This is a genomic window from Lacinutrix sp. MEBiC02404, assembly GCF_053601575.1.
Genome location: NZ_JBSHNV010000220.1, coordinates 550,282 through 568,022, shown reverse-complemented (window position 1 = coordinate 568,022; position 17,741 = coordinate 550,282). Strand labels below are relative to the sequence as shown.

At 33.6% G+C, this 17,741-nt stretch carries 11 protein-coding genes; all 11 read left to right on the top strand.

Annotation, left to right across the window (positions count from 1 at the left end; all coding sequences use genetic code 11):
* Window positions 1-362: 362 nt before the first annotated feature.
* The 11 genes from ACVCXO_RS16990 (at window position 363) to ACVCXO_RS16940 (ending at window position 17,728) form a co-directional block, all read left to right on the top strand.
* Entirely contained in the window at window positions 363-1,292 is a 930-nt protein-coding gene (locus ACVCXO_RS16990) for a polysaccharide lyase family 7 protein (protein WP_452230786.1), read from the top strand.
* A gap of 77 nt (window positions 1,293-1,369) precedes the next feature.
* Window positions 1,370-3,679, top strand: coding sequence for a chondroitinase-B domain-containing protein (locus ACVCXO_RS16985; protein ID WP_452230785.1), 2,310 nt, complete (start codon window positions 1,370-1,372; stop codon window positions 3,677-3,679).
* Window positions 3,680-3,704: 25 nt separating this feature from the next.
* Window positions 3,705-4,727, top strand: a complete 1,023-nt coding sequence (locus ACVCXO_RS16980; RefSeq protein WP_452230784.1) for a polysaccharide lyase family 7 protein — start codon at window positions 3,705-3,707, stop codon at window positions 4,725-4,727.
* A 101-nt stretch (window positions 4,728-4,828) separates the two neighbouring features.
* Window positions 4,829-6,712: an NADP-dependent phosphogluconate dehydrogenase gene (gene gndA, locus ACVCXO_RS16975; protein ID WP_452230783.1), complete on the top strand. Its 1,884-nt coding sequence runs from the start codon at window positions 4,829-4,831 to the stop codon at window positions 6,710-6,712.
* Window positions 6,713-6,739: 27 nt separating this feature from the next.
* Window positions 6,740-8,014 carry an Nramp family divalent metal transporter gene (locus tag ACVCXO_RS16970; protein WP_452230782.1) on the top strand — a complete coding sequence of 425 codons (1,275 nt, stop codon included), beginning with the start codon at window positions 6,740-6,742 and terminating at the stop codon, window positions 8,012-8,014.
* A gap of 41 nt (window positions 8,015-8,055) precedes the next feature.
* On the top strand, window positions 8,056-9,159 hold the full coding sequence (locus ACVCXO_RS16965) for a polysaccharide lyase family 7 protein (RefSeq protein ID WP_452230781.1): 1,104 nt from the start codon (window positions 8,056-8,058) through the stop codon (window positions 9,157-9,159).
* Window positions 9,160-9,171: 12 nt separating this feature from the next.
* A complete protein-coding gene (locus tag ACVCXO_RS16960) occupies window positions 9,172-9,939 on the top strand; it encodes an SDR family NAD(P)-dependent oxidoreductase (RefSeq protein ID WP_452230780.1) in 768 nt (255 codons plus the stop codon).
* A 34-nt stretch (window positions 9,940-9,973) separates the two neighbouring features.
* A complete protein-coding gene (locus tag ACVCXO_RS16955; RefSeq protein ID WP_452230779.1) occupies window positions 9,974-12,247 on the top strand; it encodes an alginate lyase family protein in 2,274 nt (757 codons plus the stop codon).
* A gap of 76 nt (window positions 12,248-12,323) precedes the next feature.
* A complete protein-coding gene (locus tag ACVCXO_RS16950) occupies window positions 12,324-12,698 on the top strand; it encodes a cupin domain-containing protein (protein WP_452230778.1) in 375 nt (124 codons plus the stop codon).
* 487 nt (window positions 12,699-13,185) lie between these two features.
* Window positions 13,186-16,272 (top strand): SusC/RagA family TonB-linked outer membrane protein, encoded by a 3,087-nt coding sequence (locus tag ACVCXO_RS16945; protein ID WP_452230777.1) that lies wholly within the window; start codon window positions 13,186-13,188, stop codon window positions 16,270-16,272.
* A gap of 10 nt (window positions 16,273-16,282) precedes the next feature.
* On the top strand, window positions 16,283-17,728 hold the full coding sequence (locus tag ACVCXO_RS16940; protein WP_452230776.1) for a RagB/SusD family nutrient uptake outer membrane protein: 1,446 nt from the start codon (window positions 16,283-16,285) through the stop codon (window positions 17,726-17,728).
* Window positions 17,729-17,741 lie beyond the last annotated feature (13 nt).

Sequence of the window (17,741 nt, the reverse complement as noted above, 5' to 3'; positions counted from 1 at the left end):
GATTTAAAAACTTTTATTTTAAAAAGTCGTTTTTATTAAACAGTACATTTACTCTAATGACCGCAACAAAAAAAGATGAAAAACAACAAATAAACTAGCTCGTATTATGCGTTCTTAATGGAAACAATCATAGCACACTTTAAACGGAATGAATCCAACGAACACAGACAAGCAATGCTTCTTTAAATATTTAATTTCATAGCTGTTCATTTAATATAAATTCATTATTATTCTTGCTAATAACGCCACAAAATGCATTGTTTTTTATTAAATACATAATATAAAATTTGTTTGTTAAACATATATACATATATTTGGTAAACCAATCTGGTTAACCAATTAGCCGTATTTAACAACAATTGATGAAAACAAACACTAAAAACCAACTATTACAAGTACTCACAATTTGTATTGTGTCTATAGTTTTTAGCTGTACTACTGACGACAATGCATCAGAGAATACGGTAATAACAGAACCAGAAAACGATAATTCGGAAGAAGAAGAAATCATAGCATATGCAGATATCGATTTCTCTAACTGGAAAGTAACTTTACCCGTAGACGAAAACAATAACGGCGCACCAGACGAATACCAACCTTCACAGTTAACAAATTTTAGTTATCAAACGCTACTGCCTGTACAACCATATATGTATGATGATACAACGGATACTTCTCTTGTATTTTATACATTTCCAGATATCTCTACCACAAACAGCTCGTACTCTAGAACCGAATTAAGAGAGCTTATAAACCCAAATAGCTCTAGTGAAAACTGGACCTTATTAGAAGGTGGTGAAATGACAGGGCGCTTAAAAGTCGATGCCGTTTCCGAAAACACACAATCTAGTGATACGTATCACAAAGTAATTGTCATGCAAATTCATGGTATCATTTCTCAAGAAGATATGAATACACATGGATTCTCTTCCAATAATGGTCCTCCATTAATAAAGATTTATTGGAAAGATGGCTACATATGGTCCCACAAAAAATCGTTACTAGAGGAAACCACCGATGGAGACGATTTATTAGAAACATCTAGCAGTACATGGACAGACATTAAAGTAAATCTTGGCTATGTTGGTAATGCCGCTTTCGATTTCAGAATAACAGCAAGGGATGCTAAAATCGAAATACAACTAAACACAGATACACCCTATGTTTATGAAGATATTAGTCTAGACAAATGGCCTTATGAAAACTACTTCAAAGCAGGTAATTATTTAACAACTACAGATGCAGATGCATTTTCGTATGTAAAATATTACAGTCTAAGTGTTACGCATTAAGTAAAACAATTTTAAAGCCTTCTAAAACGAAAGGCTTTTTGTATTTTAAAAAACAACAACGTATTAATAATTCTTTTATGAAAAAAATAGCTTCCATTTTAATCCTAACCTTATTACTAGTCGCTTGCGGAAACACAGAAACTACTAGCGTAAATACAGTATCCAATATAGAGGAATTAAACAACGCCATTAAGAATAGCAAACCTGGAGACAACATTGTTTTAGCCAATGGAATTTGGAAAGATGTGGAAATAAAATTCACAGGAAAAGGAACCAAAGACAACCCTATAACCATTAAAGCAGAAACTGAAGGCCAAGTTTTTATCGAAGGGATTTCCAACCTAGCTTTTGGTGGTGAATATTTAGAAGTTAGTGGTCTACATTTTAGAAATGGATATTCTCCATCCGAAAATGTAATCGCTTTCCGTTTAGACAAAAATACGATTGCAAATAACTGTAAAGTTACAAACTGTGTTATTGTAGATTTCAACAAACCACAACGTGATGATGATGATCTTTGGGTACAGTTTTATGGAAGACATAACGAGCTAAGCAACTCCTATCTTGCTGGAAAAACAAACGGCGGACCAACAGTAAGAGTGGATCTAAAAGGTGTGGAAAGCATTAAAAATTACCATAAAATTATAAACAATCATTTTGGACCACGCCCAAGAAAAGGTGGAGCAAGAGGTGAAACGATTCAGTTAGGAAGTAGCTTTACTTCTATGAGCCCTAGTAACACCACCATTGCAAATAACTTATTTGAGGAATGTAATGGCGAAGTAGAAATCATTTCAAGTAAAACTAACTTCAACGAAATTAGAAATAATGTTTTTTATAAAAGTGAAGGTTCTGTAGTTACGCGTCATGGAAACTACGTAACCATTGATGGAAACTATTTTATTGGTGATGGCGTAAATGAACAATATGGTGGAATTAGAATTATAAACACAGGACATTGGGTTACCAATAATTATTTTTTCAATTTAAAAGGAAAAAGCTTTAGAAGTCCGTTGGCAGTTATGAATGGTATTCCAAAATCCCCATTAAACCGGTACAATCAGGTAACCGATGTGGTGGTTGCATATAACACATACGTAAATTGTAGTTCGCCTTGGCAATTTGGTGTAGGTACCAATATTGCACAAGCAGATTTTTTGCCTAAGTCCGAAATCCGTTCTGCACGAGCAATTAGAACTACTGTTGCTAATAATGTGGTGTATAATGATAAAGGTCTAGAAAGTATTGTTATTGAAAATGACAAAGCAGATGGCGTTACTTTTAAAAATAATATTGTAGATAATCAAGGTGTAAAATTCAAAGACTTTGACGGCGGCATTATCGCTGCATCTTTAACGCTGAAAAAAGTATCGGATAACATCATGCTTCCAACAGGAATTCCTAGTGATGTAGAAGCTTATAATGGTTTTGATTTCAACACTATTGAAAACGACCTATTTGGAAACTCTAGAAAAAACAGCAAAAGTATTGGTGCCGTTGTAGGTGTAGATTTTAATAATCCTAACATTTTAGATAAATCCAAATATGGTGCTTCTTGGTATTCTAACGAAATGAAAGCAAAAGATCCAATAACGCATACGGTAACTAAAGCAGAACAATTACAAACTAAAATAGATGCTGCAAATAATGGTGATATTATCGCTGTAGCGGAAGGCATTTACGGTATTTCAAAATCTTTAGTAATTAATAAAACACTGACTATCCAATCCGAAGGAAAAGCACAACTCGTTTTTTCAGGTGCAACCGATACGCCATTATTTTCTTTACAACCTAAAGGAAAACTGACGATAAACAATTTGGTCTTAAAAGGAAATGCTTCCAACTATGCTTTTGCTAGTTTAAAAGAGAATATGTCGAATCATTTCGGATTAACGGTTACTAACACAGAAATAAGTGATTTCAACTATGTTTTAAGAGCGTATAAACAATCCTTTTCCGAACGTGTTACTTTTGAAAACACTTCCATTTCAGACTGTGAAAATGGTATAGAATTATCTGAAGAAACCAACGATAGAGGCGATTATAACACCGAATATTTAAGCATTAACAACTGTAAATTCAACAACGTAAAACAAAATGTTGTGGATTATTATAGAGGTGGTTATGATGAATCTACTATTGGAGGAAACCTTTTAGTAGCTAACAGCACATTCACAAATTGTGGTGCAAATGAGAAAAACAAAAGATTATTTAATCATAACGGCATTGTAAATGTGAATATCCATAATAACATATTTAAAAACAATCCAGTACAATTTGTGTCTATTCTTTGGGGAGCAAAAAACAATGTAGAATCTGAAAATGCAATAACTAATTCCGGACAAATTAAGACAGAAGAAAATCTAGTCATGACACTGATGTACTAATCGAAACCCTAAAACGAATCCACAAATGAAAAAATCAATATTTACAATTTTTACGCTTCTACTAATTGTTGGATGTAAAAATAATACGAAAACTACTCCAGAAGTACCAGTTGAAAAGGAAACGGCACAAGTAAAAAAACAGCCAAATGACGTCATTCCATTTATGGATAAATGGAAAATTCTTTTAGGCGACGGAACCTACGTGGAGGATTTAGTAAACTTTCAAAAAGACGACTTCTTTTATGTTCAAAATGATGGTAAAACGGATTGGGTGGTATACAAAACACCAAACTCTGGTATCACTTCAAAAACATCTAGTAACACAAGAACAGAACTTGGTGAAAAAGCACATTGGATTCCAGAAACTGGCGGAAAACTAACAGGAACACTTAAAGTACAACACGTTTCTACAACTGGAAATGCCGATATTTCCTCTGCGTTTTCAGTTGTCGTTGGACAAATTCATAGTGATGAAGGACATGAAAATGAGCCTTTAAAAATCTATTATAAAAAATTCCCTGGCCATACAAAAGGGTCTGTTTTTTGGAACTATGAAATCAATACCAAAGGAGACAACTCTGGAAGATGGGATTACTCTACTGCGGTTTGGGGTTATGATTTTTCTAACGTTGGAGACCATGCAACTACAAGTCCTGCAGAACCAGAAGATGGTATTGCATTAGGCGAAGAATTTAGTTACGAGGTAAATATTTATAAAGGTATTATGTATTTAACTTTTACCAGTGCAGGACATGAGACGATCACCTTTACAAAAAACTTACTGAAATCCGATTTTGCTACAAAAGCACAAATTCCACAACAGATTATAGATGGCTATTCCTCTAGAAGAACCGTAGGTGTAGAAAGAGAAATAGCATATGCTGGCGAAATCAATTATTTCAAACAAGGCGCCTATAATCAAGCTAATATTAAAACAGGATCTGAGACCTACGATGGAGATATAGTAAAACAATATGCTAACGGAAGTTACACTGAAGTTTGGTTTAAAGAAGCAACTGTAGGAGAAGGAACAAATCCCAACGAATAAAACAAAGAAATCTTGAAACATCCATAGCTAAAATTTAGTCGCATAGCGGAATAATTGTATGGATGTTACATCTGACAAATAAAAATAATAAGTATAAGCAGATGAAAAAAGTAATATTTATAATGGGAGTTTCGGGTTGTGGTAAAAGCACTATCGGAAAACTATTAGCGCAAGAATTAGATATTCCTTTTTTTGATGGTGACGATTTTCATCCAAAGGCTAACATTAAAAAAATGTCTAGTGGTGAAGCTTTAAATGACAACGACAGACAAGGTTGGTTAGAAACATTGAATGCTTTAGCGAAAAAGCAACGCACTAAAAATAGTTGTGTCATTGTCTGTTCTGCATTAAAACAAAAGTATCGAGATATATTAAGTTTAAATATCGAAGCCCAAACAAAATGGGTGTATTTAAGTGGCACTTTTAATCAGATTTACAATAGAATGCATAAGAGATCAGATCACTTTATGCCTTCGGAATTATTACAATCGCAGTTTGATACTTTAGAAGAACCTAAAGATGCTTTGAAAATCGACATTAGCACAACACCAGAAAATATTATAAAAACGATAAAAAAAGGATTAATGGATAAATCAGCATTTGGATTATTTGGTTTGGGTGTCATGGGAAAAAGCCTATGCCGAAATCTAGCAAAAAACGGATTTAAAATCGCCATGTTTAACAGGCATGTCGATGGCGTTGAAGAAGATGTTGCTAAAAACTTTAAAGCAAGTTATTCCGAATTATCTGAAGCTGCTGCCTTTGATGATATTTCCGCTTTTGTAAACGCTTTGCAAACACCAAGAAAAATAATGCTGATGGTGAACGCTGGAAAGACAATAGATTATGTTATTGAAGATCTGCTTCCGTATTTATCAAAAAACGATATTTTAATTGATGGTGGAAACTCCAATTATTTAAAAACGAAAGAACGTGGTGACTATTTAAAAACGAAAGGCATTCACTTTATAGGAACTGGTGTTTCAGGAGGTGAAGAAGGCGCATTAAACGGACCATCAATAATGCCAAGTGGCGACTTAGAAGCGTATAATAAAGTGAAGCCTTTTCTGGATAAAATTGCAGCAAAAGACAAAAACAATGTACCATGCTGCACCTATGTTGGACCGGAAGGAAGTGGTCATTTTATAAAAATGGTACACAATGGTGTAGAGTATGTAGAAATGCAATTGCTTGCTGAGGTTTGTACTATTTTAGAAGCTTCCGGACAAAATTTAGACGAGATTGCTAATACCTTAGAAACTTGGAAAAGCACATCAGATAGCTACTTGTTAGAAATAACCATAGATATTCTAAGAAAAAAGGAAGGTACTGATTGGTTAGTAAAAAAGATATTAGATAAAGCAGGAAATAAAGGCACAGGAAACTGGACCACTATTGCTTCCGCAGAATTAGGAGTACCCAGCACATTAATCGCTTCTGCCCTATTCTCTCGTTATATCTCGTTTTACAAAGAAGAACGTCTTCAGCTAAATAAAATTTTTAAAAGCGAAAATTCTTCCGTAGTACATAGTACTTCATCTGAAATTTTAGAAGCGTATCAATTTGCCAGAATTATAAATCATTACCAAGGATTTAAACTCATCTCAGAAGCTTCCAATAAATTCTCATGGGATTTAAATTTAAGCGAGATTGCTAGAATTTGGACCAACGGCTGCATCATAAGATCCACTTTAATGGAAGAATTGGTTTCTGTTTTTAAAGAGACGACAAACATATTAACCAACACGCAACTTATAGCTTCAATAAAACAATACAAACCTTCTGCAAAAAAGGTAGTGTCGCAATGTATTCTTAATGATATTACGGTGCCTTGTTTAGGAGAATCTATTCCGTTTTTTAACGGCATTACAACAGAAAATTCTTCTGCAAATATCCTACAAGCACAACGCGATTATTTTGGAGCACACACGTATAAAAGAATAGATGACGATGGTGTAAAAAGCCATCATACCATCTGGAAATAACACAAACGAATCAAACCAACATATACTATGGACGTAACACAACCTAAAAAATCCTTTCTCAAAAAAATTATCGCGTTAATATTGGGGTTTGGCCCTGGTATTTTCGCTATTGGTTACACCATTGGTACAGGTAGTGTAACCTCTATGATTGTTGCAGGAAGTAAGTTTAATATGCAACTACTTTGGGTACTTTTGTTAAGTTGTTTGTTCTCTGGTATTTTAATGTTTGCCTATGGTAATTACGCATTATTGACTGGTGAAACTGCGCTTTACGGATTTAAAAAACATTTCAAATACGGAAAAATATTAGCCATATTAATTATAGTTGGTATTACGTTTGGGCAATGGAATTCGTTAATGGGAATTTTAGGAATCTCTTCCAATATTATTTTTGAAATCTTATCTGCAAATTTTGAAGGTTTAGCTGCTCATAAATATGAGACCGTTTTAATAACAGCAATTGTAATTATCGTTACATTTTATCTTTTAATGTTGGTTGGTAAGTACACTTTCTTCGAAAAAATACTTGTCATTTTTGTAACCTTAATGGGAATATCTTTTGTACTTTCCTTATGCTTTGTGCAACCACTTCCTTTAGATGTTGTAAAAGGATTAATACCAACAATACCAGATGTAGTTGGCGGTAAAATGTTGGTTGCTGCTTTTGTTGGAACTACAATGGCTTCGGCTACATTTTTATCTAGACCACTTTTTGTAAAAGGAAAAGGATGGACTATTAAAAACTTAGATCAGCAAAAAAAGGATGCTATTACAGCTGCCATTTTAATTTTTGTAATTAGTGGTGTGATCATGGCTGTTGCTGCAGGTGCTTTATTTTACCAAGGTAAAGAAGTAACACATGTATTAGATATGGCAAATACTTTAGAGCCTGTTGCGGGTAAATGGGCCGTTACTATTTTCTTTTTCGGAGCATTAAGTGCTGGATTATCCTCTATTTTCCCATGTTTATTAATCGCACCTTTATTAGTTGCAGATTATCAGTCGGGAGAATTAGACACCAACTCACGTCAGTTTAGAATCATTACTGCAATTGCTTGTTTAGTAGCTTTAATTGGCCCCGCATTTGGAGCAAATCCTATTGAAATTCAAATACTTTCACAAGTGTTTAATGTATTTGTTTTACCGCTAGTAATTCTTGGTATTATAATGATGGTAAACAGTAAAAAAATAATGAAAGGATATAAGACTGGTATTTTTGTTAATATAGGATTATCTGCAGCTTTACTATTCTCTTTGATTATTTCGTATAACGGAATTATAGCCTTAACAGAATATTTCTAATCGATATTTAAGACCTTAAAATGAATTTAAAAAATATAAAAATGAATAAAAAAACCACCACAATAGCACTTTGTATTTTATGTGCCATTTTCACACTGAATAGCTGTAAGAATACAGATAAAAAAGTAGAGGTAAAAGACCAAGAAAAAGAGATTGAAAAAACAGTATATGCAAGTGATGTCATTCCGTTTTTCGATGATTGGAAATTAGTTTTAGGAAATGGCGCTAATGTTGGAATTGCAAATAATTTGGAAGACAAAGACTTCTTTTACACAGCACAGGATAGCGATGGTGATTGGGTAGTTTTTAAAGCACCAAATGCAGGAAGCACACACGGAACTTCAAACAATACAAGAACCGAATTGGCACAAACCAAAAAATGGTATCCAGAAACGGCTAATGATAAATTAACTGCAACTCTTAAAGTGATGCAAGTTTCTGCTACTGGAGATGCGCGTGTAGCTGCTTCACATGCTGTAGTTGTTGGTCAAATCCATAGTGCAGATAAACATGAAAACGAACCGCTTAAAATATTTTACAAAAAATTCCCAGGACATACCAAAGGATCTGTTTTTTGGCATTACGAAATAAATACGGAAGGTGATGACAATTCTGGAAGATGGGATTATTCTTCAGCTGTTTGGGGAAATGACTTTTCTGTCGTTGGTAAAACCGCAGATACCTATCCTGAAGAACCTAAAGATGGTATTGCTCTTGGTGAACCGTTCAGCTATGAAGTAGAAGTTAAAGATGGTATCATGACCTTACATTTCACAAGTGAAGGACATGAAACAAAAACATTTACAAAAAACTTATTAGTATCTGAATACACAACAAAAGCAGATATCCCAGAACAAACACAAAAACTATTTGTACCAATTGGTCAAGATGGCGTAGAGCGCAAAGCTGCTTATACTGGTGAAGGTTGTTTTTTCAAATTAGGTGCTTATAACCAAACCAATGGTAAATCTCCAGAAGTAAATAAAAACTGGTGTTCTGGTGCAGAAACACATGGTGGCGATATTGCAAAACAATATGCAGATGGAAACTACGCGGAAGTATGGTTTAAAACAGGAAGTATTTCGGTAAGTGAAAATGCAGTATCTAACGATGGCTATTTCAATAAAAATGACAAAGTAAAATAAACTATAATTACGATGACAAATAATAAATTAACAGATAAAAATATACTAATCACAGCAGGTGCTCAAGGAATTGGAGAATCTATTACCAGACATTTTATAGATAGTGGTTCTAATGTCGCTATTCACTATTTTTCTAGTGCAGATACTGCGAATCAATTAGTAGATTACGCACATAGCAAAGGAGTAAAAGCAGTTGCCATATCTGGTGACTTAACAAAAGAAGCCGATGCAAATGCACTGGTAGAAAAAACAGTAGAAGCTTTTGGAGGTTTAGACATCCTTATCAATAACGCAGGTTCTTTGGTTGCACGAAAAATGCTGAATGAAATGGAAACGGAGTTCTGGCATAAGGTAATGGACATCAACCTTACATCAATGATGTTTGTTACGCGAGCAGCTGCTCCATATTTAGCAAAACAGGACAATAGCAGTATTGTTAATTTAGCATCCCTTGCAGGACGTAAAGGTGGTCATCCAGGATCTCTTGTGTACTCTACGAGTAAAGGTGCCATCTTAACATTTACACGCGCGTTGTCTACAGAGTTAGGTGCACAAGGTACTCGAGTGAACGCGGTTTCTCCAGGCCTTATTCTTGGTACCTCCTTTCACAATACACATACCACAAAAGAATCTGCAGCTGCCACAACTGCAGGTATACCAATACAACGGGCAGGTAATGCTGCCGATGTAGCACGAGCAGTTTTATACTTGGCTTCAGAATACGACGGTTTTATTACGGGAGCTACGCTAGATATTAATGGTGGTGTTTATAATATGTAGTTTTATTATATTACCAATACAATAGATCTTTTTTATGAAAAATAAATTCTCTTTTCACTTTATTCTAATCTTTGTTTTATGCTTGTTGTTTTCATGCAAAAAAGAAAACACAACGGTGTCCAATAAGGAAACAGCAACATCTAATTTGCAAGCGCATCCTAATTTAATTTTAACTGCACAAGGCGTTAAAGACATTAGAGCACAATTGGGGAATATTCCAATTTTTGATAAAACGTTAAAAGCAGTTAAAGAGGAAATAGATGCAGAAATTGCACTAGGTATAGACACGCCAATTCCTATAGATTATTCTGGAGGATATACACATGTACGTCATAAACGAAACATGATCGTTTTGCAAAAAGCAGGTGTTTTATATCAAATTTTAGAAGACGAAAAATATGCGAAGTATGTAAAAGATATGCTAATGCAATACGAAGCGATGTACAAGACATTACCATTGCATCCAAAAACAAGATCGTACGCAAGAGGAAAATTATTCTGGCAATGTTTAAATGATTCGAATTGGTTGGTATATGTAAGTCAAGCTTATGATTGTATCTATAATTATTTATCGGAAGAAGAACGCAACAAACTAGAAACTAACTTATTTAAACCGTTTGCAGATCACATTTCTATAGATAGTCCGCAATTTTACCAAAGAGTACACAACCATAGTACCTGGGGAAATGCAGCAGTTGGCATGATAGGTTTAGTAATGAACGACCAAGAATTAATTGATCGTGCTTTGTACGGAATTAAAGATTTAAAATTAGATACTAAAGAAAAAGATGATGATGGTGGTTTTTTAAATAAAGACGGAAAAGCAGGCTTTTTAGCGAATATAGAAGAGCCTTTTTCTCCGGATGGATATTATAACGAAGGACCATATTACCAACGCTACGCGATGTATCCGTTTTTAATTTTTGCGGAAGGATTACACAACGTCAAACCAGAATTAAAAATATTTGAATATAAAGATGGCGTACTTTTAAAATCGATTAATGCACTTCTGAATTTATCGGATGCGGATGGCGATTTTTTCCCACTTAACGATGGTCAAAAAGGAATGTCTTATTACACCAGTGCTTTAGTTACAGCGGTAGATATTTCGTATCATTTTGGAACTCAAGATCCAGGCTTATTAAGCATAGCGTCTGCACAAGACCGTGTGTTGCTAGACGATTCTGGTCTTGCTGTAGCATTGGGAATTAAAAATGGAAAAGCAACTCCTTTCCTCAAAAAATCTATTAATCTTTCCGATGGACCAAATGGTACACAAGGCGGTGTTGCCATATTAAGAAATGAAGATATAGAACTCGTGTTTAAGTATGCAGCGCAAGGATCTAGTCATGGTCATTATGATAAGTTATCTTATTCTTTATACGAAAAAGGCGAAGAAATTCTTCAAGATTACGGTTTAGCACGCTTTGTTAATATCGAACAAAAAGGTGGTGGAAATTATCTAAAGGAAAACAAGACTTGGGCAAAACAAACCATTGCACATAATACAGTAACACAAAACGAAACCTCTCATTTTAATGCGAAGTATGAAGTAGGAAGTAAGCACCATTCGGTACTAAACTATTTTTCTTCAGAAAATGAAAACGTTCAAGTTGCTAGTGCAAAAGAAAGTAATGCCTATCCTGGAACAGAGATGCTTCGTACCATGGCCATTATAAAAGATGCAGATTTTGAAAAGCCATATATGTTAGATATCATGAAAGTGACTTCTAACAAAGCAAATCAATATGATTTTCCGTATTACTTCTTAGGACAAGTAATACAAACAAATTTTGACTACAAAACACCTAAGACATTAAACCCTTTAGGAACAAAAAATGGATATCAACATCTATTTGTAGAAGGAACCGCAAAAGCAACTAGTGATAACAGTAAATTATCGTGGTTAAATAAAGGGAACTTTTACACCTTAACATCTGTAACCAATACTAAGGATGAATTGTTATTTACTAGAATTGGAGCAAACGATCCAGAGTTTAATTTAAGACGTGAAGCTGCTTTCATGTTAAGAAGAAAAAATGCTAAAAACACTATTTTTGTTTCGGTAATTGAAGCACACGGAAACTATAGTCCGGTTACAGAATCCGCAGTAAACTCTAATAGTAATATAGCAGCTTTAAAAGTGGTTTTAGATACTGAAGATTATACCGCAATACAAATCACCAATATAAAAGGGAATACCAAACTGTTTATAACAGCAAATACAGATGCTTCTAAAGAAGGACAACATAATGTAAAAATAAACGATAAGAATTATGAATGGTCTGGTTCTTATTATTTCAAATAAAAAAATAAATCAAGCGTCATACAGAGCGCAGTCGAAGTGGACATTAAAAATATAAAAACCAATAAAAATAAATATTATGAAAAGATTTAGCGAAAAGTACGTCATCACAAAAGATATGGAATGGGAAGTTCTTGGTGGCGGAGTATCCAGAAAGTTCTTAGGTTACGATAACCAAATCATGATGGTAAGAGTGAAGTTTGACAAAGGTGCATTAGGTGCTCCACATCAACATTTTCACACACAAGCTACCTATTGTGTTTCTGGTAAATTTGAATTTGAAATAGATGGAGAAAAGCAAATTGTAGAAGCAGGAGATGGCGTATATATCGAACCTAATTTATTGCACAGTGCAGTTTGTTTAGAAGAAGGAGAATTAATTGATACTTTTAGTCCTGTAAGAGAAGATTTCTTAAGTGGTGATGGACCATCTTATTTTGCAGATAAGTCCTAAAAAAAACATTAGCAATTTCTAGAGGTAAAAAACAGTTTTATGGGATTTTAGAGATTCTATATACATTTCACCTCTAGAAATGCATGAAGCAACTTATAATAAATAAGGAATATTGAGAAATAATTCCTTTACTCCTATATATGAGGACTTTACAAAACAGCGGTAAAACCCTTACACTTAAAGCAAATCTTTGCTATTTTAACTCAAACATATACTCATTTACCATATAAAATTCACGAAAACGTTGTAATTAACAAAATTTTATATATATTTGGTAAACCAATCTGGTAAACCAATTTTTTTTACTGGATTAATACCAAAAAAAAAAGGATAGGTTTTAAAGCCTACCCTTTTTAAAAACACTTCTTCGACGGAAGTAATTATGTAATAAAACATAACATTACAAAAGTAACAAACATATTGATACTTGCCTAATAATTGTGTTTTTAGTAAAACAAATTAATTAACTAAAACTTAAAAATTAATTATGAATTTAAAAGCTAAATCGGCATTATTTGCATTACTCTTTATGTGCATTTCTGCCTTTGCCCAAGAAAAAGTAACGATAACAGGGCTAGTTGTTGATGCTAATGACAACATGCCTTTACCGAGTGTAAATGTAATTATTGTAGGTACTAGTACGGGTACAAGTACTGATTTTGATGGTAACTACCAAATACAAGTTAAAAAAGGTGATGTTATACAATTCTCTTATATAGGTTATATCTCACAAACTGTAATTATTGATAATCAAAGTACAATCGACATGTCTTTAGCTGCAGATGCTAATAATTTAGATGAGGTTGTTGTAATTGGTTATGGTACACAAAAGAAAAGTCACTTAACAGGATCTATCTCTAAAGTAGTAAACGAAGATTTAGATCAAATAGCCGTTTCTCGTGTAGATGACGCTTTAGTAGGTCAAGTATCTGGTGTAAACATTGCCGCTACAGAAGGTGAAGCTGGTTCTGCTCCAACTATTACTATTCGTGGTGCTGGTTCTATTACAGGTAACTCTACTCCTTTAATAGTTGTAGATGGTTTAGTAGTAGACGATGACTATTTAGGATCGTTAGACATGAATGATGTAAAATCTTTTGAAGTACTAAAAGATGCTGCATCTTCTTCTATTTATGGATCTCGTGGAGCTAATGGTATTATTATGATTACAACTAAAGATGGTAAGGAAGGTCCTACCAAATTTAGCTATAATACTTTTACAGGATTTAAAGAAGCTAGACATAGTGATGCATACACATTCACTGTAAAAGAAACTGCTGAAAGAGAGTTAGCAGCAACTGGAATGCTTTCAGATAGAACAAAATTCAAGCAATTATTAGGAGATAATACAAACTGGCAAGATGTTATTTTTGATGGTGGTGTTATTTCAAGTCACTCTTTCGCCGCAAGAGGTGGTAGTAAAAGAACAAAATTTAGTACAGCAATAAACTATGTACATGATGAAGGTGTTTTATTAACAGATGATTATAAAAAATACAGTCTTAAATTAAAAGTAGACACTAAATTAAGTGATAAATTATCTTTTGGTGTTAACCTATCGCCTTCTATCACAAATAGAAGAAGATTTGATGGATCTACACATGATATCTTACGTCAACCATCTTGGTTACCAGTATATGTTACTGCAGACAACATTCAATATGTAAACCGTTTAAGAGATGGTGGTGCTTATGCAGATGTACAAATTGGTGATTATGCGCAACAACGTATGTTTGATAATTTTGATTTAGATTCAGGAACTACATTGGCAAGTGGTGGTACAAGTATTAGTAATACTTCTAACACAAATCCTGCTGCCAAAATTTTAGAACGCGATCGTACAGATGATAAATTCAAACTTTTTGGAAGTATCTATGGAAAATATGATATTACAGATGCATTAAGCTTTAAATCTACACTTGGTGGAGATTTACAAAACACACAACAACGTAGATGGCAAGGTGTAAAAGCTAGTAGAAATGGAGCAGATGCCGCGCAATTAGATTTATTTAACGAACAGCGTATACACATGTCTACAGACAACTATTTTTCTTATGACAAAAACTTTGGTAAGCATGACATTTCTGCTATTCTTGGTTTTGCTGCAGAAAAATGGAATTTTAGCAATGACGGACAATCTGCAAATGGATATACTTCAGATAAATTACAAACAATATCTGCTGGAACAACTATAATAGATTTCGAATCTGAAGAATACGAAAAAGCATTAATCGGATTTTTTGCTAGAGCAAATTATGCTTTCGACAACAAATACTTAGTATCTGCTAGTTTTAGACGTGATGGTAGTTCTATTTTTGGTGATAATTCTAAATACGGAAACTTCCCTGCTTTTTCTGTTGGATGGATACTTAGTAATGAAAGCTTTTTAGAAGACAGTAATATTGTTAGTAAATTAAAATTACGTGCAAGTTATGGTTTCACTGGTAATGATGGTTTAGATACAAACAATGATCAAATTGACCATTACCCATCTCTTTCTTTACTGGATACATCTACAGCAGTAATAAATGGTAGTGCAATTAACGGGTACAACCCTTTAAATATTGCCAATGAAGACCTACAATGGGAACGTTTAAGAGAATTTAACCCAGGTATTGACTTTGGTTTTTTTAACAATATAATCTCTGGTTCTTTTGATTATTATGAAAGAACAAGTGATCAGTTATTATTAAACAACCCTATCTCTTCTACAACTGGTTTCAATGAAGCTTTAGTAAACCTTGGTGAAGTTAAGAATAGTGGTATGGAATTTGAATTACGTTCGCGTAATTATTCAAGAGAGAATTTTTCTTGGAACACAACTTTAATAGCATCTAAAAACGAAAACGAATTAATTGACTTTGCAGAATCTAATGGTCAAATTCAAAATGTCGATGAAAAGAGAGCTGCAGAATGGGTTAACCTACAAGGTAATCCTATCTCATCTTTTTACGGTTGGGTTGTAGATGAAGAAATTCCTTTAGAATTCATTTCAAACCCTTACCATCCAATTGGAGGTCAAGCTCAAGATGTATATGTAAAAGATTTAAATGGTGATGGAATAATTGATGATGATGATAAAACAATTTTAGGAGATCCGTATCCAGATTTAGTTTGGAGTTTATCTAATGATTTTAAAATCTTCAATTTCGATTTATCATTTATGTTCCAAGGAAGTCATGGTGCAGAAATCCGTAATATGGCAGATCAATATATTTTTAATCACTTTAACTCTTCTCAAGATTATGTTTCTTCAACACCTAATCAAGGATTTATTAAAGAAAAAATATTCACAAATTCTATCATACAAGATGCTTCTTATGTAGCATTAAGAACAATAAGCATCGGTTACACTTTACCGGATAGTTTAATTTCTAAATTAAAACTAAGTAAACTTAGATTATATGCAACAGGTCAAAACCTTATGTACTTTACTGCAGATAATTATACAGGTTTTAATCCAGAATCTATTTATCATACTTCTGGCACACAATTATCTACAACATATGGATACCAAAGAGGTGGTTCTCCAATAAATCAAACAATATCAGTAGGCTTAAATGTTCAATTTTAATATAATAAAAATGAAAAACATAACAAAACACATTAAAAAGCTTAATTTATTCATACTAGCCGTAACACTATTTTCATGCGGTGAAGATTTTTTAAGCCCAGCACCGACATCTGTATTAATTGCAGATACTTACTTTGCTTCTGAAGCAGATTTAGAAGCAGCTCTTGTAAACATGTACGATGGAATACAAGGTGAAAACTCTACAAGCAATGGCGACAACCATGCATTACAAGTAGAGTTTTATCTAACCGAAATGCGTAGCGATAATACCCGAACTAAAAGTAGTGAAGGAGAAGCTGCTCAATTTGAAAACTACAGCGTTGTAGCAACTAACGGAATTGTAAGTGACTACTACAGAAGTTTTTATAATGTAATTTTTAGAGCAAACACGGTTTTAGCACATTTAGATATTGCAACAGATGCAAATCGTGCAAAAATTGAAGGAGAAGCAAAATTTGTTCGTGCTTACGCATATTTTAACTTAGTACGTTTATACGGAGACATTCCATTAATAGATAGAGTTCTTGAAATTACAGATCCAAATTACAATTCGCTAGCGTATACAAGAGTAGATAAAGCAACTGTTTACGAATTAATTGAAAGCGATTTATTAACTGCTATTGATGGTTTAGACAACACTTATGTATCTCGTGCTTCTTTAGCTGCAGCTCAGACGTTACTAGCTAAAGTATATTTAACACTTGGTACTAATTATTTAGACGCACAACTTTTATGCGAAGCAGTAATGGGAAGTGGTTTTACATTAGAACCAAATTTTAAAGATGTATTTTATACAGAATTAAATAATGAATTAATCTTTTCTATAGGATATATAGGAGATTCTTCTCAAGATAGTCAAAACTTTTCTGCAGAGTGGTTAAACGCTGTTGGTAGAACAAGTGGTGTAAACTATACTACAGAAGATGTAAGAACAGTAATAGATGCTTTAGGAGGAGATAGAAAACCGTATTCTTATCGCGTAGATACAGAACAACCATCACAATTTCAAGTTGCAAAATACATACCTGATGGAGATGCTACCTTAGATATATCACCGACATCTACAGATCCTACTTCTGCTGGAAATGACTGGATTGTTTTACGTTATGCAGATGTACTTTTAATGCATGTAGAATCAATTATGGCAGGAACAAGTAGTACTTCGGTACAAGCAGCCCTAGATTCTTTCGAGCTTGTAAGATTAAGAGCAGGTTTACTTGCTGATGATGACAATAATATTACCAAACAAGAATTATTAGATGAAAGACGCGTAGAATTAGCTTTCGAAAATCAAAGATTTTTTGATTTAGTTAGATTCAACGAAGCACAAAATGTGTTATCTGCTTTTTCTACAGCTACAGGAGGAACTTTTAATGCTTCTGATCTTTTATTACCAATTCCACAAAGAGAAATTAACTTAAGTAACGGTCTTTTATCACAAAACCCTGGTTACTAATTAAAATACAAAA